The sequence below is a fragment of the Pannonibacter sp. SL95 genome, from assembly GCF_026672425.1.
GTDB lineage: Bacteria > Pseudomonadota > Alphaproteobacteria > Rhizobiales > Stappiaceae > Pannonibacter.
Window position 1 is genome coordinate 798,391 of record NZ_JAPPRC010000004.1, and the last position, 21,442, is coordinate 819,832.

Annotated in this window: 22 protein-coding genes and 2 pseudogenes; 14 read left to right on the forward strand and 10 right to left on the reverse strand. The window is 65.7% G+C overall.

Annotated elements, in window-relative coordinates; all coding sequences use genetic code 11:
• Positions 1–5: 5 nt before the first annotated feature.
• The 6 genes from flhB to motA all read right to left on the reverse strand — a co-directional run bounded on the left by flhB (position 6) and on the right by motA (position 4,959).
• Positions 6–1,082, reverse strand: a complete 1,077-nt coding sequence (gene flhB, locus OVA12_RS14330) for a flagellar biosynthesis protein FlhB (protein WP_268138431.1) — start codon at positions 1,080–1,082, stop codon at positions 6–8.
• 75 nt (positions 1,083–1,157) lie between these two features.
• Positions 1,158–2,192 (reverse strand): flagellar motor switch protein FliG, encoded by a 1,035-nt coding sequence (locus tag OVA12_RS14335; RefSeq protein ID WP_106752542.1) that lies wholly within the window; start codon positions 2,190–2,192, stop codon positions 1,158–1,160.
• Positions 2,193–2,218: 26 nt separating this feature from the next.
• On the reverse strand, positions 2,219–2,494 hold the full coding sequence (gene fliN, locus OVA12_RS14340) for a flagellar motor switch protein FliN (protein WP_442793880.1): 276 nt from the start codon (positions 2,492–2,494) through the stop codon (positions 2,219–2,221).
• A gap of 113 nt (positions 2,495–2,607) precedes the next feature.
• Positions 2,608–3,135: a hypothetical protein gene (locus tag OVA12_RS14345; protein ID WP_268138436.1), complete on the reverse strand. Its 528-nt coding sequence runs from the start codon at positions 3,133–3,135 to the stop codon at positions 2,608–2,610.
• Positions 3,116–4,060 (reverse strand): flagellar motor switch protein FliM, encoded by a 945-nt coding sequence (locus OVA12_RS14350; RefSeq protein WP_268138733.1) that lies wholly within the window; start codon positions 4,058–4,060, stop codon positions 3,116–3,118. The genes OVA12_RS14345 and OVA12_RS14350 overlap by 20 nt, the downstream gene beginning before the upstream one ends.
• 2 nt (positions 4,061–4,062) lie before the next feature.
• Positions 4,063–4,959 carry a flagellar motor stator protein MotA gene (motA, locus tag OVA12_RS14355; RefSeq protein ID WP_326493913.1) on the reverse strand — a complete coding sequence of 299 codons (897 nt, stop codon included), beginning with the start codon at positions 4,957–4,959 and terminating at the stop codon, positions 4,063–4,065.
• Between the two features lie 188 nt (positions 4,960–5,147).
• On the opposite strand from motA, the gene OVA12_RS14360 reads away from it, so the two are divergent.
• The 12 genes from OVA12_RS14360 (at position 5,148) to OVA12_RS14415 (ending at position 15,276) form a co-directional block, all read left to right on the forward strand.
• Positions 5,148–5,936, forward strand: coding sequence for a DUF1217 domain-containing protein (locus tag OVA12_RS14360; RefSeq protein WP_268138442.1), 789 nt, complete (start codon positions 5,148–5,150; stop codon positions 5,934–5,936).
• Positions 5,937–5,941: 5 nt separating this feature from the next.
• Complete coding sequence (gene flgF, locus OVA12_RS14365; protein WP_268138445.1) at positions 5,942–6,667, forward strand: flagellar basal-body rod protein FlgF; 726 nt, start codon at positions 5,942–5,944, stop codon at positions 6,665–6,667.
• 44 nt (positions 6,668–6,711) lie between these two features.
• Positions 6,712–8,037 (forward strand): flagellar protein export ATPase FliI, encoded by a 1,326-nt coding sequence (gene fliI / locus OVA12_RS14370; protein WP_268138448.1) that lies wholly within the window; start codon positions 6,712–6,714, stop codon positions 8,035–8,037.
• A 339-nt stretch (positions 8,038–8,376) separates the two neighbouring features.
• Positions 8,377–9,105 (forward strand): response regulator transcription factor, encoded by a 729-nt coding sequence (locus OVA12_RS14375; protein ID WP_268138450.1) that lies wholly within the window; start codon positions 8,377–8,379, stop codon positions 9,103–9,105.
• Between the two features lie 110 nt (positions 9,106–9,215).
• Positions 9,216–9,548, forward strand: coding sequence for an ArsR/SmtB family transcription factor (locus OVA12_RS14380; protein WP_268138453.1), 333 nt, complete (start codon positions 9,216–9,218; stop codon positions 9,546–9,548).
• Between the two features lie 10 nt (positions 9,549–9,558).
• Positions 9,559–10,062: an arsenate reductase ArsC gene (locus OVA12_RS14385; RefSeq protein ID WP_268138456.1), complete on the forward strand. Its 504-nt coding sequence runs from the start codon at positions 9,559–9,561 to the stop codon at positions 10,060–10,062.
• A 62-nt stretch (positions 10,063–10,124) separates the two neighbouring features.
• On the forward strand, positions 10,125–10,838 hold the full coding sequence (locus OVA12_RS14390) for an MIP/aquaporin family protein (protein ID WP_326493914.1): 714 nt from the start codon (positions 10,125–10,127) through the stop codon (positions 10,836–10,838).
• 170 nt (positions 10,839–11,008) lie between these two features.
• Complete coding sequence (gene cobF, locus OVA12_RS14395) at positions 11,009–11,797, forward strand: precorrin-6A synthase (deacetylating) (protein WP_268138459.1); 789 nt, start codon at positions 11,009–11,011, stop codon at positions 11,795–11,797.
• On the forward strand, positions 11,797–13,131 hold the full coding sequence (cobG, locus tag OVA12_RS14400; RefSeq protein WP_268138462.1) for a precorrin-3B synthase: 1,335 nt from the start codon (positions 11,797–11,799) through the stop codon (positions 13,129–13,131). The genes cobF and cobG overlap by 1 nt, the downstream gene beginning before the upstream one ends.
• A complete protein-coding gene (locus OVA12_RS14405; RefSeq protein WP_268138465.1) occupies positions 13,128–13,760 on the forward strand; it encodes a precorrin-8X methylmutase in 633 nt (210 codons plus the stop codon). The genes cobG and OVA12_RS14405 overlap by 4 nt, the downstream gene beginning before the upstream one ends.
• A gap of 11 nt (positions 13,761–13,771) precedes the next feature.
• Positions 13,772–14,515 carry a precorrin-2 C(20)-methyltransferase gene (locus OVA12_RS14410; protein WP_161676774.1) on the forward strand — a complete coding sequence of 248 codons (744 nt, stop codon included), beginning with the start codon at positions 13,772–13,774 and terminating at the stop codon, positions 14,513–14,515.
• A complete protein-coding gene (locus OVA12_RS14415; protein WP_268138468.1) occupies positions 14,512–15,276 on the forward strand; it encodes a precorrin-3B C(17)-methyltransferase in 765 nt (254 codons plus the stop codon). The genes OVA12_RS14410 and OVA12_RS14415 overlap by 4 nt, the downstream gene beginning before the upstream one ends.
• Here the strand turns inward: OVA12_RS14415 and OVA12_RS14420 are convergent.
• Positions 15,240–16,012, reverse strand: a pseudogene (locus OVA12_RS14420) (cobalt-precorrin-6A reductase). The gene OVA12_RS14415 and the pseudogene OVA12_RS14420 overlap by 37 nt on opposite strands.
• Before the next feature lie 16 nt (positions 16,013–16,028).
• Between OVA12_RS14420 and cbiE the strand changes: the two are divergent.
• Together cbiE and cobM are read left to right on the forward strand one after the other, a co-directional pair.
• Positions 16,029–17,314 (forward strand): annotated as a pseudogene (cbiE, locus tag OVA12_RS14425) (precorrin-6y C5,15-methyltransferase (decarboxylating) subunit CbiE).
• Between the two features lie 20 nt (positions 17,315–17,334).
• Entirely contained in the window at positions 17,335–18,096 is a 762-nt protein-coding gene (gene cobM, locus OVA12_RS14430) for a precorrin-4 C(11)-methyltransferase (RefSeq protein WP_268138471.1), read from the forward strand.
• A 22-nt stretch (positions 18,097–18,118) separates the two neighbouring features.
• Here the strand turns inward: cobM and OVA12_RS14435 are convergent, their stop codons facing one another.
• The 3 genes from OVA12_RS14435 to OVA12_RS14445 form a co-directional block, all read right to left on the reverse strand.
• Positions 18,119–18,811 (reverse strand): pirin family protein, encoded by a 693-nt coding sequence (locus tag OVA12_RS14435; protein ID WP_268138474.1) that lies wholly within the window; start codon positions 18,809–18,811, stop codon positions 18,119–18,121.
• 53 nt (positions 18,812–18,864) lie between these two features.
• Positions 18,865–19,683: an alpha/beta fold hydrolase gene (locus OVA12_RS14440; protein WP_268138737.1), complete on the reverse strand. Its 819-nt coding sequence runs from the start codon at positions 19,681–19,683 to the stop codon at positions 18,865–18,867.
• Between the two features lie 131 nt (positions 19,684–19,814).
• A complete protein-coding gene (locus OVA12_RS14445; RefSeq protein WP_268138477.1) occupies positions 19,815–21,440 on the reverse strand; it encodes an MFS transporter in 1,626 nt (541 codons plus the stop codon).
• Positions 21,441–21,442 lie beyond the last annotated feature (2 nt).

Genomic DNA, 21,442 nt, shown 5'->3' on the forward strand with positions numbered 1-21,442 from the left:
GTGCATCACACGACCTTTACTGTCTTGCGCGAATACACGTAAGAGATGATTTCCGCAACCATGCGATAAAACTGTGGCGGGATCATGCGTTCCAGTTCGGTGCTTGCATAAAGGGCTCGCGCCAATTCCCGGTTCTCGATGACCGGAATGTTATTGTCCTCCGCAATCTGTCGGATCTTGAGAGCTATGAGGTCCTGCCCCTTGGCGATCACCACGGGAGCTGCCGTTTCGTCGCGGTCGTAGCGCAAGGCGATCGCGAAATGCGTCGGGTTGGCGATGACCAGGGTGGCCTGCGGCACCGCAGACATCATCCGGTTGCGTGCCCGGTCGCGGGCGATGGAGCGCTGGCGTGCCTTGACGAGAGGATCGCCTTCGGACTGCTTGAACTCGTCCTTCAGTTCCTGGCGGCTCATCTTCAGGTTCTGTCGCCAGTGCATCCGCGCCCAGACAAGGTCGAGGGCCACCAGCAGGATCGTGGCGATGCAGATGCCGGACAGCAGCTTCATCGACAGCACCAGGATGGTTTCTGGCAGGGCAGAGGGGTCAGTAAACATGGCGTTCACCAGCCCGTCCGCATTGGATCTGAGCAGCAGGAAAGAAACGAAGCTGATCGTGCCAAACTTGAACAGTGCCTTGACGAATTCGACGAGGCCTTGCGCGCCGAACAGGCGTTGCCACCCCTTGAGCAGGGACAGGCGTGAGGCCTGCGGCTGAATGCGGTTGAGCACGAAGCGTGGCGCGTTCTGGAGGAACGAGGCGGCAAGCCCTGCCACCATGAGGATCGCGACGATGGGCGCGAGAAAAATCCCAACCTGCAGGCCCACGCTATGGGTGAGTTGGATCGCATCCGAACCATTTCCAAGGCTGTATCCTCCTGCGTTGTCGATAAGACCGCTCAGTCCGGCAACCAGTCGCTGGACGCCTGATACGGTCACGAAACTTCCGATCAGCAGAACTCCAAGAAAGCTGGCAAGGACGGACGCCTCCTTGGAGGCAGGTATGTTGCCCTTGTCGATGGCGTCCCGAATTTTCTTCTCGGTCGGCTCTTCTGTTTTTGAATCCTTGTCTTCCTGTTCCGACATGGCTCCGACCGGGCTGGAGTGTGGATCTTCGGGCCCTGCGGTGCCGGCCGGTCAGGCTGGCCGCAGGCAGCCGGATCAGCGGAAATACGCCGCTTCCTCCTGCTTCGGGTTGAGTTCGATCTCGCCACGACCGGCCATTTCCAGGGCAAGGTCGGTGATCGAGGAACGCGCCTGCAGCACGTCGCGCTGGCCGACGGGCTCGCCGCTCGCCAGTTCGTGTTCGACGATGCGCCGGGTGCGCGAGGTCAGCGACGACAGGATCACTTCGCGGAAACTCCGGTCGGTGCCCTTCAGGGCCATGACGATCCGGTCGGTCGGGATCTGGTCGAAGATCGCCATCCGCGTCCGCGAGTTGAGGTTGATGATGTCGTCGAACGTGAACAGCAGCCCCTTCAGCAGCTCGGCCGACTTCGGCCGCGCTTCGGTCAGGCTGGTCAGCGCCTCTTCCATGTGGTCGCGGTCCATCTTGTTGAGGATGTCCGCCATGCGGGCGTAGGAGTCTGCCTCCATGCTGCCCGACAGGTTGAGCATGAAGTCCTCATGCAGCGTCTTTTCGACGTCCCGCATGATTTCCTGCACGATCGCCTTGATCGACAGCATGCGCCGCATCAGCTGGTTGCGCAGCGGCGGTGGCAGCTGGCTCAGCACCTTGGCCGAGGCGCTGGGCCGGATCTTTGACAGGATCAGGGCCGCAGTCTGCGGATGTTCCTTCATCAGGTAGTTGGCCAGTACCGTTTCCGAAACGCTGGTGATCCGGTCCCAGATCGAGCGGTTGGAGTTGCCCAGTACGTCCGACATGATGTCGGCCACCTGGTCCTCCGGCAGAACGCCCTCCAGCATCTTCTCCACTTCATTGGCGGTGCCGAACAGGGTCGTGCCATTGGAGAACTGGACAATGAAGTCCTCGGCCAGGCGGTCCAGCTCTTCGGCGGCCACCGTGCCCAGCTGCGCTGCGGCCACGGTGATCATGCGGATCTCTTCCTGGTCGAAGTGCTGCAGCAGCCGCTTGGAACTCGGCTTGCCGAGTGCCAGCAGCAGGGCAGCCACCTTCTGGGTTCCCTTGAGCGCCCGGGTTGGCAGCATGGTGTTCATGGTCGCACTCGCAATCATGGGCCTCTGGTCTTTCAACGGACGGCTCAGGCGTCCAGCAGGCTGTTCTGCGCGCTGATGATTTCCGTCAGCGACACGCCGAAGCGAGAGTTGTCGTCTTCCACGACCACCACTTCACCCCGGGCCACAACGCGGCCGTTGACCACGATGTCGACCGGTTCGCCGACGCGGTGATTGAGCGGAATGACGGCGCCACGGCCGAGCTTCAGCAGGTTCGCCACCAGCATGGTCGCCGAGCCCAGCACCACCTGGATGTTCACCGGGATGCCGAGAATGGTGTCGAGGTTGCGGTCGTCGCCCATCAGGTCTTCCTGGGCAATCTTCGCGCCCTTGCGCTCTGCGCTCTCGACCTTGGCGAAATCGGCCTGGCTTGCCGACTTCACGCCGGCGCTGTCGAAGGTCTCGGTGGTCTTGCTCATGTCAGGTCATCCTTGCGGTGCATGGAAACGGAACGGAACGGGCCGGTCGGCATGTCGTCGATGCGGTGGACGCGCATCTCGGTCGGGGGCGTCACGCCAGACAGCAGCGGATCGGTGCGGCGGGCAGCGTCCTTGGAGGAGGCCGCGGCCGGGTCGGTGTCGGAGGGCGTGAACTGGCTTGCGGTCGGGCGGACAGCCAGTTCGGCTGACAGCTGCTTCAGCTCGGCCTTCAGCACGGACTGCTGGCGCTTGGCCTCGCGGATCAGGCCGTCGATTTCGGCGATGAGGTCGCGGGCATCATCCATCCGCGAGCCAAGGGCATTGAGCACCTGGGCGCCGCGCACGTTGATTTCCTGGATCGACACTTCGATGCCGTCGAGGGCGAGGGCCGTCTGGTCGAACACGCGCTGGTAGTCCGCATGATAGGAGCCAAGCCGCCGCAGTTCGCGGTACATGGTCACCATCTTGACGCTGGTGATCGCAAGCGCGATCAGCAGCACCGCATCAACGAGATAGGAGATCATCGACGATGTCCCTTTCCAGATGGATCAGGTCCTCGACCTGAAGGGTGTAGGAGCCGTCCAGTTGCCCGAGGCGGCAGTTGAAGATCGGCTGCTGGTTGCACTCCAGCTTCACCGGGCTGCGCGGCGTCGCCTGCAGCTCGATGACCTGCCCGACCTGCAGATTGGCGATGTCGCCAAGGCTCATTTCGCGCTCTTCCAGCACGGCCTGCAGCTTCACCTCGGTGCGCTGGATTTCGCTCTGGAAGTGCTGCGTCCACTGCTTGTCGCGGGTGGACATTTCGCCCGACAGAACCTGCGACAGCTTCTGCCGCAGCGGGTTCAGCGTCGAATGCGGCATGACCACGAAGATCTCGCCGCCGCGGCCAATCGCCTGCAGCAGCAGGCGGGCGATCACGGCCGGATTGTTGCGCCGGCCAATGATGGCAAAGTCCATGCGGCTCTCGACGCGCTCGATCTTGAGCGTCGTCTCGGCAATCGGGCTGAAGGATTCCGCCAGCGCCTTTGCAGCCACCTCGAACACCGACCGCGCGATGCGTGTCTCGATCGAGGAGAACGGACGCTCCTCGTCCACCGGCGGCTCGGTGCCGTCAGCCCCGAACAGAACGTCGATCATCGTGAAGATGAAGTCCCGGTCGAAGCCGATCAGCATGCGGGTGTCGAGTTCCGGCGAATAAAGCACCGCAACAAGGGCATTCGCCTCATAGACGTCGAGCACGTCGCCGATCCGCTCGTTGTCGATGTTCGACACCGAGATGTAGGACGGCGAGGCCGACTTCTGGCGCATCGCATCGGCAAACACGCGGGCCATGCGGTCGAACAGCACCGGCAGCATCGGCAGTCGGTCGACGGAGATCCCGGCAGCATCCAGCAGGCGGTCGGTGATCTGGGCGCGTTCGCTCTGATAGGAAGGGGCGGTGTCCAGCATGGTCATGCGGCTCCCTTCAGATCCTGAACACCTTCGGCTGCATGGCCACCGGAGTTCATGGTCTCGTTCTCAACTTCGTCGATGGTCGGGCGGTCATAGGCAGAGATCGTCTTGCGGCCATGTTCCAGGGCGACCTGCGGCGGGGCGCCGTTCATGAAGGCCAGCAGCGACTGCTTGACGATGATGTAGGGCCGCAGCCGCGCCTCACGCACGCCCTTCACCTTATGCGCCACCGGGGCGACCAGGGCGTAGGACAGGAAGATGCCGACAAAGGTGCCCACCAGCGCCGCTCCGATCAGCGAACCGAGGATCTGCGGTGACTGGTCGATGGCACCCATCGCCTTGATCACGCCGAGAACCGCAGCCACGATGCCGATGGCGGGCAGCGCTTCGGCCAGGGCAGAGAGCGCATAGTAGGGCTTCATCTGGTCGCGGTGGATGGTCTGCAGCTCTTCATCCATCAGCGCTTCGATCTCATGCGCCCTTGCGTTGCCGACGATGATCAGGCGGAAATAGTCGCAGACGAAGGTCGACAGGCCGCGGTTGCGATAGACCGTCGGGAAAGCGCGGAAGATCTCGGACTCCTGCGGATTCTCGATATGCGGCTCGACCTCGTTGCGGCCCTTGGAGCGCAACTCGCGCATCAGCGCATAGAGCAGCGCCAGCACGTCGAGGTAGTCGCGCTTCTTCGGGATGGAATTGAACAGCGCTTCGCGGGTGGCCCGCAGCGTGTCGACGATCGACTTCATCGGATTGGCGACGAAGAACGTGCCGATGGCGATACCGATGATGATCACCAGTTCCCAGGGTTGCCAGAGAACGGTCACCTTGCCGCCGAGGGCGGAGAACCCGCCGATCAGCGAAACGGCGGCGATGATCAGACCCAGAATGATTGTCACCTGGCAGCTCCTTGCCGGTTGCATGTTTCATGTCGATGTCTGGAGGCTAGGAGGCGAGGCTTGCCTGAGGCTGTCCGGTTTTTCGCCGGCTTCAAGCAGATTTGGACCAGCCCGGCGCAAGCCTCGGTCCGCAGATTGGGGTCATCAAAAGGACGGGCGCGCTGCGCCTTCACAGATGGACCCAGCCGATGATCAGCACATTGCTGCAGTACCAGATGGTGACGGGCGACCTCAGCCGGTCCCTCAAGCTTACGGCCAAGGAGCCGCAGGTTGCCCGCGAGAGTGCGAAGTATCTGAAGGAAATCGGCTCGATCAAAAGCATCGACGAGTTCCTGAAGAACGACGAGGTCTTCTCCTTCGCCATGAAGGCCATGGGCCTGGGCGACATGGCCTATGCCAAGGGCCTGATGCGGAAGGTTCTCGAAGGCGGTGTCGATTCCCGCACCTCCTATGCAAACCGGATGGCCGACAAGCGCTATGCCGAGTTCGTGAAGGTCTTCAATTTCGCCCGCTACGGCGCGACCACGACCACCTTCAGCCGGACGCAGAAGCCCATCGTCGATGCCTATGTCCGCCAGACGCTGGAAGTCAAAAGCGGCCAGAGCAACGAGGCCGTGCGGCTGGCGCTGTATTTTTCGCGCAAGGCCGCCACGCTGAAGAACTCCTACGAGGTTCTCGCTGACCGGGCGCTGCAACAGGTGGTGCTGACCTCGCTCGGTCTGCCCAAGGAGTTTGCCTCCGCCAACATCGACAAGCAGGCCGCGGTCATCACCAACCGGGTGAAGTTCGAGGACTTCAAGGACCCGGCCAAGCTCGACACGTTCCTGAAGCGCTTCGCCACCATGTGGGACCTGCAGAATGGCGGGCCGCAAGCCGCCGCGTCCCCGGCAGTCATCCTGAACACCGGCGGCACGCCCGGTGGCATTGGCCAGGATCTCCTGGCCCGCATCCAGTCCTTCAAGCTTGGCGGGTTCTGAACACCATGCAGTCAGCTCTTTATGTTGCCCTCTCCGCGCAGGTCGCCCTGTCCAACCGCCTCGACACGGTTGCCCGCAACCTCGCCAATATGAACACCGTCGGCTACCGCGCCGATGAGGTGAAATTCTCCGAGATGCTGTCCAAGGCAGCGCAGGATCCGGTCAGTTTCGCCAGCATGGGCGAAACCTTCATCTCGCGCCAGACCGGCGGACTGACCCGCACCGACAATGCCCTCGACGTTGCTGTCGAAGGGGAAGGCTGGCTCGCCATCCGCGTCGGCCAGGATGTCGCCTACACCCGGGACGGGCGTATGCAGATCGACACGGACGGCGTCCTGCGCACCCTCAACGGCTATGACGTCCTCGATGCCGGCGGCCTGCCGATCCAGCTCAACCCCGACAACGGCCTGCCGAACATCGGCCGCGACGGGGCCATCACCCAGGGCGAGGAGCAGGTAGGATCCATCGGTCTGTTCCGCATTCCGGACGATGCGAAACTGCGCCGCTTCGAGAACTCGGCCGTCATGCCGGATCGTCCGGCAGAGCCGATCCAGGAATTCGTCCAGGACGGTGTGGTCCAGGGCTTCACCGAGACTGCGAACATCAATCCGATCCGCGAAATGACCAAGCTCATCATGCTGACCCGCGCGTTTGATGCGGCCTCGAAGATGATCGAGACCAGCAACGATTCCCAGGGTCTCGCCGTCCGCGATCTCGGCGAAAGCGCCTGACACACGGCTGGTTTCGGCACACACGCATCTGGATCAGGATTGTCATGAACGCACTCGACCGGCTCGCCTTCGCCATCGCTGCCGCCACCAAGGAAGTCGACCCGGTCCGGGTCGGCGGCCGGGTTACCCAGGTCACGCCGAGTGCGATCCGCGTCAGTGGCCTGTCGAAGATGGTGTGCCTCGGCGATCTCGTCACGCTCTCCGGCAAGACGGGCGAGCGGCGCGGCGAGATCATTCGCCTCGACGAGCAGGACGTCATGGTCAAGCCCTTCGAGCCCCATGCCGACATCGGCATCGGCGCAAGGGCCTATCGCAAGGGGGCTCTGACCGTGCATCCCCATGTCAGCTGGAAAGGCCGCGTCGTCGATGCGCTGGGCCAGCCCGCCGATAATCTCGGCCCCTTGCACAATGGCCCCCAGGCTGTCCCGCTCGACGGCGAGCCGCCGCAGATGCTGGAACGCGGGCGTGTGCGCAAGCCGGTTCGGACCGGCGTCAAGGTGATCGACCTGTTCACTCCGCTCTGCGTTGGCCAGCGCGTCGGCGTCTTTGCCGGGTCAGGGGTCGGCAAGTCCACCCTTCTGGCCATGCTGGCCGGATCCGACGACTTCGACACCGTGGTTGTAGGACTTGTCGGTGAGCGTGGCCGCGAGGTGCGCGAATTCGTCGAGGACGTTCTGGGAAAGGCGCTTGAGCGCTCGGTCGTGGTTGTGGCGACGGGTGATGAAAGCGCCATGATGCGCCGCCTCGCGCCCCGCACGGCCATGAGCGTCGCTGAGTATTTCCGCGGCCTCGGCGACTCGGTTCTGCTCATCATCGACTCCGCTACCCGCTTTGCCCATGCCGCCCGCGATGTCTCGATGGCGGCCGGTGAACCGCCCGTCGCCCGGGGATACACGCCATCCGTCTTCTCGGACCTCACCCGTCTGCTCGAGCGCGCTGGTCCTGGCCCGGAAGGAGAGGGCGCAATCACCGGCATCTTCTCGGTTCTCGTCGACGGTGATGACCACAACGACCCGGTTGCGGATACGACACGCGGCGTTCTCGATGGTCACATCGTGCTGGACCGCGCGATCGCTGATGCGGGCCGCTACCCTGCCGTCAATGTTCTGGGGTCCGTCTCTCGCCTGTCGCAGCACGCCTGGTCCGCCGAGGAACGCGAACTGATCATGCGCCTGAAAGCGATGATCTCCCGCTATGAGGACACCCGGGATCTGCGCCTGATGGGCGGCTATCAGCCGGGCAGCGATGCAGGCCTCGACAAGGCCTGCCAGCTGGTGCCGAAGATTTATGAGTTCCTCCGCCAGGACGCCCAGTCGCGTCAGGTGGGAGATCCCTTTACGGAACTTGCCCGCGCGCTCTCGCAGAACTGACACCTTTCAATCGCAGCTCCCGAACCGGCCAAGGTGCAGCGAACCTGCGGGGCTCGGCCGCTGCCGTGTCAAATCACCTTGCAAGTTAAGCGAAGTCGACATATATCTCATTGCAAAGCGCCGTCAGTTTTCAGGTTCTTTCCGGCGAATTTCGAGTAATTTTTGCGCTCAATTCATCTAAAATTTTAAAGTCAAAGAATTAAGTAATATTGAGTATCGACGAATTACCATTCGTAACCGATGAATTAATCTGCAGTCCGGCCTGAGCTGCGTGATGTTTGACCTGGCGTTGATGAACAAATAGAAATTCATCAACAAGGCTGTGCTGGGGACAACACCATGTTTGTAATCGTAGATGAGCGAGAGATCGTGACGGCGGGATACGCCTCCGGCTTCGAGCGCGAGGGCTTTGCGTGCCTGGCGCTGACGCCGCAGGAGCTGCCGGAATGGGTGAAAACCGCGTCAGAAGATGATCTGGCCTCGATCGAAGCCTTCCTGCTTGGTGAGTGCGCTGAGCGCCCCGATTTTCCACGCCTCATCCGGACTTACTGCGATCAGGCGCCCGTGATGGCGCTGGATGAGCGTCCGAGCCTCGATCAGACGCTGGAGCTGTTTGCCTGCGGCGTCGACGATGTGCTGCGCAAGCCGGTCCATGTCCGCGAAATTTTGGCTCGCGTCGGCGCCATTCGCCGGCGCACCATGGCGGAAGCCGATAACCTTGAGATCGGCCGTATCCGCGTCTTCTTCGATGGCCGCGACCCGATCATCGCCGGCGAAGTCTTTGAACTGCCGCGCCGTGAACGCCGCATTCTTGAGTATCTCGCCCGCAACCACGGCCGGCGCGTCACCAAGACCCAGATCTACAACGCAGTCTACGGCCTCATGAATGAAGAGGTCGATGAATGCGTCGTCGAAAGCCATGTGTCCAAGCTGCGCAAGAAGCTGAAGGATCGGCTGGGCTATGACCCGATCGAATCCAAACGCTACATCGGCTACATGCTGAAGGCACAAGCCCAGGAAGCTCCGGTCCGCATCAGCGAGACCCGCCGCGTCCTCGAGCGGGTCTGATCCCGTTTCCTTATCCTGACAGCCTCTATCACTTTTGCCCGGATCGTTCCCGCGAACAGTCCGGGCATTTTTTTGTCGCAATATATCAAAATATCGAGTAATCTCGAAATATGGAAAAGAAAACTGCTTTGGATGCCCTCGCTGCCCTCTCGCAGGAGACCCGTCTCGATGTCTTTCGTCTGCTGGTCAAGGCTGGCGCGGATGGCATGCAGGCTGGTGAGATCGCTGAGGCCTTGAGTGTGCGCCAGAACACGCTGTCCGCCAATCTGTCCATCCTTGTTGCGGCTGGTTTGCTGCGCAACCAGCGCGAAGGCCGGGCGATCCGGTACTTCGCCGACATGGATGGCATGCAGGCCCTTCTCGGGTTCCTCATGCAGGACTGTTGCGGCGGCAAGCCGGAACTGTGTCAACCGTTGATCCGTCAGGTCGCCTGCGCCTGCTGAAGGGGGAATCATGTCTCACGTCTACAACGTCCTGTTTCTCTGCACGGGCAATTCCGCCCGCTCCATCCTTGCCGAGTCCATCCTGACCCAGGAAGGCAAAGGCCGCTTCCGCGCGTTTTCGGCAGGCTCTCAGCCCAAGGGCGAGGTCCATCCCATGTCGCTGCAATTGCTGCAGAAGCTCGGGCACGACACCGCCTTTGCCCGCTCTAAGAGCTGGGATGAGTTCGCTGTGCCGGGCGCGCCGAAGATGGATTTCGTCTTCACCGTATGCGACTCGGCTGCAGCGGAAGCCTGCCCGGTCTGGCCGGGCCAGCCGATGACGGCCCACTGGGGTGTAGCCGATCCGGCTGCCGCGACCGGTTCCGAGGCAGACCGCATGCTGGCCTTCGCCGAAGCCTTCCGCATGCTTCGCAACCGCATTTCGATCTTCGCCAACCTGCCGCTCGGTACGCTGGACCAGATGTCGCTGCAGCAGAAGCTGAAAGACATCGGCACTGGTACGGCGGCTGACTGATCACGGCTTGCGTCGCGCGCGGGCTTCCCTCACCTCGATACGTCAAGCCATTCCGCGCGCTCATGGAAGCCCGGGATGGCCTGGCTGCGCTTCACTGGAGCGACATCTTGCAGTTCAATCTCTCTCGCCGGCTTCTGGCCGAGGCGCTGGGCACCGCCATTCTCGTCGCAACTGTCGTCGGATCGGGCATCATGGCCGACCGGCTGAGCGATGATGTTGCCGTCTCCCTGCTTGGCAACACACTGCCGACCGGGGCCATTCTCGTCGTGCTGATCACCTGCCTTGGTCCGGTTTCCGGCGCGCATTTCAACCCGGCAGTCTCGCTGGTTTTCGCCTTGCGCGGCGAGCTGAAGGCATCCGAGGCCGGTCTCTATACGGTTGCGCAGATTCTTGGTGGCTGCGTCGGCACGATCCTCGCGCATGCGATGTTCGAGCTGCCTCTCGTGGACGCCTCGCAAACCATTCGCACGGGCGGCGCGCAATGGCTGGCTGAAGCGGTTGCGACCTTCGGTCTGCTGTTCACGATCCTGTTCGGCCTGCGGTTCAAGTCCGACGCCATTCCCGTCCTGGTCGGTCTCTACATCACCGCCGCGTACTGGTTCACGGCCTCGACCAGCTTTGCCAACCCGGCGGTTGCCATCGCCCGCTCCCTCACCGACACGTTCTCGGGCATACGTCCGCTTGACCTTCCCGGCTTCATCCTGGCCGAGGTGGCGGGTGCGGTGCTGGCGCTGGCCTTTGCCACCTGGTTCTTGGGCGGACGGCGGCAGGCCTGATCCCTCCCTGCGACGGCCCGACCGTCGCCGGGCCCATCCCGGCTTCGGGATTCGACCATTTGCCGTCGGTCATCGCACTGGCAATCTGCAGGAACTGCCTCTAAACACAAACTTGCGGGACCCAAACCGGGACGCAGGCCGGGAGCGCAATGGGCGCACGGGAGAAGGCAGTGAGCAGGCGAATTCGCGTCATCGGGATCGGCTCCGGCAATCCCGACCACATGACCATTCAGGCAATTGACGCGCTCAATTCCTGTGACGTCCTGTTCGTGCCCACCAAAGGCGAGGAAAAGGCCTTCCTCGCCGAACTGCGCCACGAAATCTGCACCCGCTTCATCACCGGCCCGATGCCGCGTCTCGTCCACTACGCCGTGCCGAAGCGCCGCGCCGATGGCGACTATGGTGCCGCCGTCGACGACTGGCACGACGCGATTGCCGCCATTTACGAAGACCTGCTCCTGTCCGAGGTCGCCGTGGGCGAGACCGTGGGCCTGCTCGTCTGGGGCGATCCGATGCTCTACGACAGCACCCTGCGGCTGATCGACAGGCTCACGGCGCGGGCACGGGTGTCCTTCGACTACGACGTCATTCCCGGCATCACCAGCCTGCAGGTGCTCTGCGCCGAACACCGCATGCCGCTCAATCGCATCGGCGCGCCGGTGACGATCACCACCGGTCGCCGGCTTGCCGCTGGCTGGCCGGAGGGCGCCTCGGACGTGGCCGTCATGCTCGACGGTGTCCAGGCCTTCAATGCTGTCGCCGACCGGGATGTGACCCTCACCTGGGGCGCTTACCTCGGCACACCCATGCAGATCCTGCGTCAGGGACGTCTCGGCGACATTGCCGGCGAGGTCACCGCCACGCGGGCCGCTGCCCGGGCGGAGCACGGCTGGATCATGGACATCTACCTGATCCGCGCCAGCACGGCTGAGGCCGATGCGGACGGGGAGGCGGCATGATGGTGGCCGAGCCCCTTGCCACAGCAGCCCGTCCGCCCGAACGCCGGGGGGCCTGTCCGACGCTTGCAACGCCGATGGAAACCGGCGACGGCCTGCTGGCGCGACTGCGCCTCGTCGCGCCGGGCTACGCCCCTAAGGCCTGGCTGCGGCTGGCGACCCTGAGCCGGACGCATGGCAACGGCCTGCTTGATGTGACCGCGCGGGGCAACCTCCAGATCCGGGGCCTGACCCGCGACAGCGCCGTACAGCTGGCGCAGGATCTCGCCGACGCCGGGCTTCACAGCCACACCGGCCTTGCCATCGAGACCCCGCCGCTCGCGGGCCTCGACCCAAGCGAAATCGCCGATGGCCGACCGCTGGCGGAAGCCCTTCGCGCTGCCGTCATGGCTGAGGGCGATGCCCTTCGGCTTGCGCCCAAGCTTGCCGTCGTGGTCGACGGCGGCGGCCTGCTCAACCTCTCGGGTCAGGTCGCCGATATCCGCCTCGATGCGGTCTGCCGCGACGGCGCGGTGCTCTGGCGCATCGGACTGGCGGGTGACGCATTGTCCGCGCATGCCCTCGCTGAAGTCCCGCAAAGTGAGGCCGTCGCGGCGGTTCTCCAGCTGCTTTCGGCCCTTACGGCGCTTGGCCCCACCGCCCGGGGCCGGGACCTTGATCCGGCTGCCCTCGCCCGGTCAGCCACCTTGCCACCGCTGCAAGCGATCCTGTCGCCCGCACCGGTCGGGTTCCTCACCGTGGGGGGCCTCGCCGTGCAGGGGGTGCGCCTGCCCTTTGGCCGGATCGCTGCCGAGGCGCTGATCACGTGGCTCGAGGGGCTGGAACGGCTCGGCGCGAGCGAGGTTCGTCTTGCCGCTGGCCACGCCCTGCTGGTGCTGGGGATTGCCCCGGAACGGGCAGCCGAAGCTGCGGCGCTGGCGCAGGCGGCCGGTCTGATCGTCGACCCGGCAGACCCGCGCAATCACATCGTCGCCTGTCCGGGTCAGCGTGGCTGCGGCTCCGGCCTGATCGACCCGCTCGCGCTCACCGACCTGCTCGTCACCACAGCTCCGGCCTTGCTCGACGGATCGCTGACGCTGCATCTCTCCGGCTGCGGCAAGGGTTGCGCGCATCCTGCTGCCGCGCCCCTTGGCCTCACCGGAACGCCTGACGGCATCGCGCTGGTCGTCGGCGGCCGGGCCGGCGACGCTCCGGTGGCCGTGCTTGACCTCGCCGACCTCGGCCCGGCCCTGAGTCAGCTGAGCCTGCGCCTGCGTGCCGGTTCGGACAGCGCCGTCACCCAGATCACCCAGTTGGGGCCGGACTGGCTCCGGGCCCTCATCAAAGACGAGACATGACAGTCTACGACTACATCAAGGACGGTCAGGCGATCTATGTGAAGTCCTTCGCCATCATCCGCGCTGAGGCTGACCTCCGCCGCTTCAGCGAAGCCGAGGCCGACGCCGCCGTGCTCATGATCCATGCCGCCGGACTGGTCGAGGCGGCTCAGCATTTCGTTTTTGGCCCGGGCTTTGTCGAAGCCGCGCGCGGTGCGCTGGAAGCGGGCGCTCCGATCTTCTGCGACGCCGAGATGGTCGCGCGCGGGGTGACGGCGGCCCGCCTGCCAGCCGGCAACGAGGTCATCTGCACCCTGCGCGACCCGCAGACCGCGACGCTGGCCGAGGAGATCGGCAACACCCGCTCGGCGGCGGCCCTGCGGCTGTGGCTTCCCCGTCTGGCGGGCGCGGTCGTTGCCATCGGCAACGCCCCTACGGCCCTGTTCTACCTCCTTGAACTGCTGCGCGACGGCGCACCGAAGCCGGCGGCGATCCTGGGCATGCCCGTCGGTTTTGTCGGCGCGGCCGAATCCAAGGATGCGCTGGCGGAGAATTCCTATGGCGCGCCTTACGCCATCGTGCGCGGCCGGCTGGGCGGCAGCGCGATGACGGCCGCTGCCCTCAATTCCCTGGCGCGGCCCGGACTGTGATGGATCTGACGATGACTGAGGCGAGTGACAAGATCGGCCGGCTGTACGGGGTGGGAACGGGTCCGGGGGACCCGGAGCTGCTGACGCTGAAGGCGGCGCGGGCACTGGAAGAGGCGGATGTACTGGCCTGGTTCGCCAAGGCGGGCCGGCGCGGCAACGGGCGCGGCATCGTCGAGGCGCGCATCAAGCCCGACATCATCGAGCTGCCGCTCTATTATCCGGTGACGACCGAGATCGACAAGGAAGAAGACGCCTACAAGAGCCAGATCACCGCGTTCTACGAGACCTCGGCCGCCGCCATCGCGGAGCATCTGCGCGCCGGGCGCACCGTGGCCGTGCTCTCCGAAGGCGACCCGCTGTTCTATGGCTCCTACATGCACATGCATGTGCGCCTCGCGCCGCATTTCCCCGTCGAGGTCATCCCCGGCATCACCGCCATGTCCGGCTGCTGGTCGCTCGCCGGTGTGCCGATCGTGCAGGGCGACGACGTGCTGACCGTCCTGCCTGGCACCATGGCGGAAGCCGAACTGGTGCGCCGCCTGAAGGATACGGAAGGCGCCGTCATCATGAAGCTCGGCCGCAACCTGCCCAAGGTGCGCCGCGCGCTTGCCGCCGCCGGCCGTCTGGAGGACGCGATCTATGTCGAGCGCGGCACCATGCCGACCTCCAGCTCCACCCGCCTTGCCGACAAGCCGGATGACAGCGCGCCCTATTTCTCGCTGATCCTCGTGCCCGGCTGGAGCGGGCAGCCATGACGGGCGTCATCCATGTCATCGGCACCGGACCCGGCAATCCGGAGCAGATGACGCCGGAGGCCCTGCGCGCCGTCGCGGTGTCGCAGGAGTTCTACGGCTACTTTCCCTACATCGAACGCCTGAACCTCAGGCCTGACCAGAAAGCGGTCGCATCCGACAACCGCGAGGAACTGGCCCGCGCCCGTGCGGCCCTCGCCCGCGCCGCCGAGGGGATCAATGTCTGCGTCGTCTCCGGCGGGGACCCGGGCGTCTTTGCCATGGCCAGCGCCGTCTGCGAGGCCATCGAGCATGGGCCGGAGTCCTGGCGCGCGCTCGAGCTGGTCGTGGTTCCCGGTCTCACCGCCATGCTGGCGGTCGCCGCCCGCATCGGCGCGCCGCTCGGCCACGACTTCTGCGCCATTTCCCTGTCCGACAACCTGAAGCCCTGGGACCTGATCGAGCGCCGCCTGCAGCTGGTGGCCGAGGCCGGGCTGGTGATGGCCTTCTACAATCCGATCAGCAAGGCGCGGCCCTGGCAGCTGGGCCGGGCCTTCGACATCCTGCGCACCGTGCTGCCGGGCGAGACGCCGGTGATCTTTGGCCGCGCCGCTTACCGCCCGGACGAGCGGATCGTTGTCAGCACGCTGGCGGCGGCCGATCCGGCCGAGGCCGACATGGCCACCTGCGTCATGGTCGGCTCGCCCGAGACCCGAGTCATTGCCCGCCCGGGCCGACCGGATCTCGTCTACACACCGCGCTTTGCCGGCAGGCCCAGGCCATGATTCAGCAGCGCGACCGCCTCCGCCGCTGTCCCGGCCCTGAGGGCCGTGACCGGCGCTGGCCGCTCGATCATCACCACCGGCAGGCCAAGGGTCCGCGCGGCGGCGATCTTGCCGTAGGTGGCCGCGCCGCCGCTGTTCTTGCAGACGATCACGTCGATCTGTCGCGCGCGCAGGAGCTGTTCCTCGGCCGCCTCATCGAAGGGCCCGCGCGACAGCAGCGTTTCCAGTTGCGGCAACTGCAAGGGCGGATCCACCGGATCGACGCTGCGCACCAGATACCGATGCTGCGGCGCCGCCTCGAAGGCCGCCGCCTCCTGCCGGCCGATGGCCAGAAACACGCGCTTCGGCGCAGCACCAAGGGCCGTCACGGCCGCCTCGACCGAGGCAACCGGCTGCCACCGGTCGCCCGGTTCGGCCTGCCATGCCGGCCGCTCCAGCCGGATCAGCGGCACGCCGGTCAGCCTTGCGGCTGTCGCGGCGTTCTGCGTGATCTGCCGGGCAAAGGGATGGGTCGCATCAATCAGCACGTCGATGGCATGCTGGCTGAGATAGGCCGCCAGTCCCTCCGCACCGCCGAAGCCGCCCGTCCGGGTCGGGGTAGAAGCAGGGGCAGGGGATCGCGGGTGCGCCCGGCGAGAGACAGGGTGAGCGCGATGTCGCGGCGCGGCGCAAGCTGTTCGGCCAGCTCGCGCGCTTCGGTCGTGCCCGCCAGAACGAGGATGTGACGCGTGTCCAAGCCTGACCAACTCCCCCTGCCGCCCGCGGCGGCTTCGCCGTCCTGTAGCGCTCCCTGGCTCATCCTGATCGGCCTCGGTGAAGACGGTTTAGCCGGGCTCGGCGAGGCTGCCAAGGCGGAGCTTGCCCGGGCCGAGCTGGTGTTCGGCGGCCAGCGCCATCTGGACCTCGCCCAGTCGGCGATCCGGGGCGAGGCACGGAGCTGGCAGAGCCCCTTCGAGCGCTCGGTGGAGGACATCCTGGCGGCCCGGGGCCGGTCCGTCGTCGTGCTCGCCTCGGGCGATCCGTTCCTCTTCGGCGTCGGGGCCACCCTGTCGCGGCGCATTCCGGCGGCCGAGATGCGGAGCTATCCCGCCCCGTCCTCCTTCAGCCTTGCAGCCTCCCGGCTCGGCTGGCCGTTGCAGGACACGGTCTGCGTCTCCCTGCATGGCCGCCCGCTTGACCTGATCCGGCCGCATCTGCAGCCCGGCAGCCGTGTGCTGGCGCTGACCTCCGATGCCACCGGCCCCGCCGATCTCGCCGCCCTGCTTCTCGCCGAGGGCTTCGGCGCCACCCGCCTCACCGTTCTGGAAGCGCTGGGTGGCCCGCGCGAGCGCGTGACCACGACTGTGGCCGAGGGCTTCCGCCTCACAGACATCGACAGCCTCAATGTCTGCGCGCTCGAGGTCGCCGCCAGCGCCGGAGCCCGCGTCCTGCCGCTCGCCGCCGGCCGCGACGACAACCTGTTCGAGCACGACGGCCAGATCACCAAGCGCGAGATCCGCGCGCTGACCCTGTCGGCGCTGGCGCCCCGCCGCGGCGAGCACCTGTGGGACATTGGCGCTAAGCTCTGGCTCGGTTGCCATCGAATGGATGCTCACGGACCCCTCGCTGACCGCCACCGCCATCGAGGCCCATCCCGAGCGCGCTGCCCGTCTGGTGCGCAACGCCGCCCGTTTCGGCGTGCCGTCCCTGCGGCTCGTGCAGCGCACCGCGCCCGAGGCACTGCAGGGGCTGGTAAGCCCCGATGCGATCTTCGTCGGCGGCGGCGGCTCGGAGCCCGGCGTCATGGACGCAGCCTGCGCCGCGCTGAAAGCCGGTGGCTAGGCTGGTCGCCAATGCCGTGACGCTGGAGATGGACGCCGTGCTGCTCGCCCTTCACGCAAGGCTCGGCGGCAGCCTGACGCGGCTCGAGATCGCCCGCGCCTCGCCCGTCGGCAGCATGACCGCCTGGCGCCCGGCCATGCCGATCACGCAATGGGTCTGGGTCAAGCCGGATCCCGAGAGCCCCGCGCAGTCGTCTGACGCCCCCGTTTCAAGCTAGATTCGTCACGAGGAAATCCCATGGCCGTTCACTTCATTGGCGCCGGTCCCGGCGCAGCCGATCTCATCACCGTGCGGGGCCGCGATCTCATCGGCAAATGCCCGGTCTGCCTCTATGCCGGTTCACTCGTGTCGCCGGAGCTCCTGCAGTATTGCCCGGACGGGGCGCGGATCATCGACACCGCGCCGATGTCGCTGGACGAGATCGAGGCGGAATATGTCCGGGCGTCCGAACTCGGGCAGGACGTGGCCCGTCTGCACTCCGGCGATCTTTCTGTGTGGAGCGCGGTGGCCGAGCAGATCCGCCGGCTGGAGAAGAATGGCATCTCCTACACCATGACCCCCGGCGTCCCGGCCTTCGCCGCCGCTGCCTCCGCACTCGGGCGAGAGCTCACCATCCCGGCGGTGGCGCAGAGCCTCGTGCTTACGCGCGTCTCCGGCCGCGCCTCGCCAATGCCGAACGAGGAGACGCTCACCCGCTTCGGCGCAACCGGTTCAACGCTCGCAATCCATCTGGCGATCCATGCGCTCGATCAGGTTGTCGAGGAACTGACCCCGCTCTATGGCGCCGACTGCCCGGTCGCCATCGTCGTCAAGGCATCCTGGCCGGACGAGCGCATCATCCTCGGCACACTCGCCGACATCGCCGCCAGGGTCGCCGCCGACCCGATCGAGCGCACGGCACTGATCTTCGTCGGCCACGGCCTCGGTGCCCGAGACTTCCGCGAAAGCGCCCTCTACGACACCGCCTACCAACGCCGCTTCCGCGGCCGGGGTGAGTAAGGGTAGCGCGCGGGGGCGTTAGTCAGGCGAGGTCGAAGCGCAGCAGCCGGCCATCCGTGTGCCAGCGGATGGCCGGCGCCGGCTGGTCGATCTGGATGCCGTCGCCGGCCGTCAGCCGCTCGCCGCCAATTTCCGCCAGTCCGTCTATGACATGCAGGAAAAGGCCGCGCCCGGGCGTATGCGGGAGCGGCGTTACATCGCCGTCCCGCGCCTGAAGCACGGAAACCCGCGTGTCTGAGCCCAGCTCCGTCAGCGCGCCGCTGCCCGCGGGGCCCGCTAGGTCAACCCAGCCATCGTCCTGGGGCGGCAGCGCCGCTTGCTGATAACCGGGCGTTCCGCCGGCCTTGTCCGGGATGATCCAGATCTGCAGCAGGTGCGTGGTTTCGTCCGCGTCCCCGTTCATCTCGGAATGCGAGATGCCGCTGCCGGCGCGCATGAGCTGGATCTCGCCCGCCGCTGTCTGGCCCTTGTGTCCAAGACTGTCCTCGTGCCGCACTTTGCCCTTCAGCACCAGGGTCAGGATGTCCATGTCGGCATGGTCGTGCCAGGCAAAGCCGGCTCCGGGAATGATCCAGTCCTCGTTGATCACGCGCAGCGCCCGGAAGCCCATGCGCTTGGGATCGCGGAACTCGCCGAAGGAAAAGGTGTGAAAGCTGTCGAGCCAGCCCTTCCGGCTGCGCCCGCGGCTCATGTTCTCATGGATCAGCAACGTCATGGATGGGTCCTTGCCCGGCCGGGTGGGTCCGGCCGGGTGTCATTCTTGATGCTTTAGCGGATGAACGCGAGCACATCCTTGTTGAACCGCTCCGCTTCCAGCTCGGCCAGCCCATGTCCGCTGCCTTCATAGACAAGCAGCGTGCCCTTGCTCAGCAGCTTGACGGCCTTCTCGGCAGACGCGGCAATGGGCACGATCTGGTCATCGGAGCCATGCAGGACAAGGGTGGGAACGTCGATCTTCGTCAGGTCCTCGGTGTAGTCGACCTCGGAGAATTCGCGGATGCAGTCGTAATGGCCCTTGATGCTGCCGGCCATGCCCTGCAGCCAGAACTTTTCCTGCAGGCCCGGCTGGGCCGGATTGCCATCGCGGTTGAAGCCGTAGAAGGGGACCGTCAGGTCCAGGAAGAACTGCGAGCGCTTCAGCGCGGTTCCCTGGCGGATGCCGTCGAACACCTCCATCGGCGTGCCTTCCGGGTTGGACGCCGTCTTCAGCATGATCGGCGGAACGGCACCGACGAGAACCATCCTGGCGACACGCGACGTGCCATGCCGGCCGGCATAATGCGCGATTTCGCCGCCACCGGTCGAATGACCGATGAGGATGACTTCCTTAAGGTCAAGTTGCTCGATCAGCTCGGCGAGATCGTCGGCATACTGGTCCATGTTGTTGCCGGTCCAGGGCTGATCGGAGCGGCCATGGCCGCGCCGGTCGTGGGCGATGACGCGGTAGCCGTTCAGGCCGAAGAACAGCATCTGCGCGTCCCAGGCGTCGCCGGACAGCGGCCAGCCATGGGAAAACACGATGGGCTGACCGGTGCCCCAGTCCTTGTAGAAGATCTTCGTGCCGTCCTTGGTGGTGATCGTATTCATCGCGATGTCTCCTGTGTCTGCTGCTTGGGGTGTGGCGCTGCCGGAAAAGGGCAGGCCGAGGGAAAGGGCGAGAGCGCTTGCGCCAATCAGGGTCTGGCGGCGGGTAAGGTCGAGGACCATGGGAGGCTCCTTCAGGTTGGCGGGAGGGCAAGGTGGTGGTTCACCTCCGGCGGGCTGTCGCCGGCGTGGAAGCGCAGAAGCTCGCGCTGGAGATCCGCGTCCGGTGAGGCAACGCGCCGGTGCTGGCGCAGGTGTTCGGCCCAGGAGGCGACGAAGAACCATTCCAGCAGGGTCTCCGGATCTGCGACGTCTTCCATCACGCCCCAGGCATAGGCCCCGTCGCGGCGCCGGCTGGTCGACAGGCGATGGATGGTCGCCAGAAACGCTGCCCGGTCGGCGGCGGTCACCTTGTAGGCGATGGTGATCAGCACCGGGCCCCGGTCCGCTGCGGCGCCGTCGGTGAGGTCTTCGGCCAGACGGCTGGCGACCAGTGGTTCCGGCCAGTGGTTGGACGGTGTCAGGTCCGCTTCGCCGCGCGGCAGGCGGAGACGGTGGAACAGGGTGCCGGTCAGCACGAAGCCGGCGGCGGCAAGAAGCAGGGACGTGCCCAGACCTGTTGCCTCGGCCACGCCGCCCCAGGCGAGGCTGCCGGCTGTCATGGCGCCGTTGAAGACCGTCAGATAGACCGCCAGCGCCCGGCCCCGCACCCAGTCCGGCAACACGGACTGCGCCGTTCCGTTCAAGGTGGTCAGCGCTGTAATCCAGGCAGCGCCCAGCACGGCGAGCAGCGCCAGGGCGATAGCCGGCTGTGGGGCCGCCGCCAGGGCGATCATCACGGATGCGGCAACCAGCGCAGCCAGCAGCATCAGGTTGTCAGAACTGAACCGGAGCCGCAGCGTCGGCAGAGCCAGCGCGCCACCGATCGCGCCAAGACCAACCGCGCCGAGCAGCAGGCCATAGAGGCCCGAACTGCCTTGCAGAAGATCGCGGGTGATGAGCGGCAGCAGGGCCCAGACCGCGCTGGCGCAGAGGAAGAAGACGGCCGCGCGCACCAGCACGACATGGAGGTCCTTGCTGCGGCGTGCGTAGCGCAGACCGGCCCGGAAGGCACCGCCGAATCTCTCCGCCAGCGGATCGCTCGCCTTTCCCTTGCGCGGCCACCAGACCAGCGCGGCGATCACGACCCCATAGGTCGCAACGTCCACCGCGTAGGTCACCGTTGCCCCCGCCAGGGTGATCAGAAGACCGCCTGCGGCCGGACCGATGGCGCGCGCCACATTGATGCCGAGCGAATTCAGCGCCACGGCGGAACGCAGGTCTGACCTAGGCACCAGTTCGGGAACGATCGCCTGCCAGGTCGGTGCAATCAGGGCTGCGCCCATGCCGCCGAAAAACGTCAGCGCGACAAGCCCGGTCAGCGTCAGTGCGCCGGCCGCCGACAGCAGCATCAGCGTCAGGCTGACCAGGCCCAGCAACACCTGGATCACGATCAGCAGCCGCCGCCGGTCGAGGATGTCCGACAGGACGCCCGCCGGGATCGCCAGCAGGAAGACCGGCAAGGTCGCGGCCGCTTGCACGGCGGCGATGGCGGCCGGGGAGGTGCTGAGATCCGTGGCCAGCCAGCCGCTGGCCGTATCACGTATGAAGCTGCCCGCGTTGCCGATGATCGTCGCCAGCCAGAGGATCAGGAAGATACGCTGCCTGAGGGGGGCAAAGGCACTGCTGCGGACCGGTGGTGTGGATGAGGCGTCGGTCATCG

Excerpts from the sequence above, each read along its gene's own strand:
- OVA12_RS14385 (WP_268138456.1), top strand. The coding sequence starts at position 9,559 with ATGTCTCACGTCTACAACGTCCTGTTTCTCTGCACGGGCAATTCCGCC.
- OVA12_RS14335 (WP_106752542.1), bottom strand. The coding sequence starts at position 2,192 with ATGATTGCGAGTGCGACCATGAACACCATGCTGCCAACCCGGGCGCTC.
- fliN (WP_442793880.1), bottom strand. The coding sequence starts at position 2,494 with ATGGGCGACGACCGCAACCTCGACACCATTCTCGGCATCCCGGTGAAC.
- OVA12_RS14345 (WP_268138436.1), bottom strand. The coding sequence starts at position 3,135 with ATGATCTCCTATCTCGTTGATGCGGTGCTGCTGATCGCGCTTGCGATC.
- flhB (WP_268138431.1), bottom strand. The coding sequence starts at position 1,082 with ATGTCGGAACAGGAAGACAAGGATTCAAAAACAGAAGAGCCGACCGAG.
- OVA12_RS14405 (WP_268138465.1), top strand. The coding sequence starts at position 13,128 with ATGACAGTCTACGACTACATCAAGGACGGTCAGGCGATCTATGTGAAG.
- OVA12_RS14390 (WP_326493914.1), top strand. The coding sequence starts at position 10,125 with ATGGAAGCCCGGGATGGCCTGGCTGCGCTTCACTGGAGCGACATCTTG.
- OVA12_RS14350 (WP_268138733.1), bottom strand. The coding sequence starts at position 4,060 with ATGCTGGACACCGCCCCTTCCTATCAGAGCGAACGCGCCCAGATCACC.
- OVA12_RS14415 (WP_268138468.1), top strand. The coding sequence starts at position 14,512 with ATGACGGGCGTCATCCATGTCATCGGCACCGGACCCGGCAATCCGGAG.
- OVA12_RS14380 (WP_268138453.1), top strand. The coding sequence starts at position 9,216 with ATGGAAAAGAAAACTGCTTTGGATGCCCTCGCTGCCCTCTCGCAGGAG.
- cobG (WP_268138462.1), top strand. The coding sequence starts at position 11,797 with ATGGTGGCCGAGCCCCTTGCCACAGCAGCCCGTCCGCCCGAACGCCGG.
- cobM (WP_268138471.1), top strand. The coding sequence starts at position 17,335 with ATGGCCGTTCACTTCATTGGCGCCGGTCCCGGCGCAGCCGATCTCATC.
- OVA12_RS14435 (WP_268138474.1), bottom strand. The coding sequence starts at position 18,811 with ATGACGTTGCTGATCCATGAGAACATGAGCCGCGGGCGCAGCCGGAAG.
- OVA12_RS14375 (WP_268138450.1), top strand. The coding sequence starts at position 8,377 with ATGTTTGTAATCGTAGATGAGCGAGAGATCGTGACGGCGGGATACGCC.
- OVA12_RS14445 (WP_268138477.1), bottom strand. The coding sequence starts at position 21,440 with ATGACCGACGCCTCATCCACACCACCGGTCCGCAGCAGTGCCTTTGCC.
- flgF (WP_268138445.1), top strand. The coding sequence starts at position 5,942 with ATGCAGTCAGCTCTTTATGTTGCCCTCTCCGCGCAGGTCGCCCTGTCC.
- OVA12_RS14440 (WP_268138737.1), bottom strand. The coding sequence starts at position 19,683 with ATGAATACGATCACCACCAAGGACGGCACGAAGATCTTCTACAAGGAC.
- OVA12_RS14360 (WP_268138442.1), top strand. The coding sequence starts at position 5,148 with ATGATCAGCACATTGCTGCAGTACCAGATGGTGACGGGCGACCTCAGC.
- fliI (WP_268138448.1), top strand. The coding sequence starts at position 6,712 with ATGAACGCACTCGACCGGCTCGCCTTCGCCATCGCTGCCGCCACCAAG.
- OVA12_RS14410 (WP_161676774.1), top strand. The coding sequence starts at position 13,772 with ATGACTGAGGCGAGTGACAAGATCGGCCGGCTGTACGGGGTGGGAACG.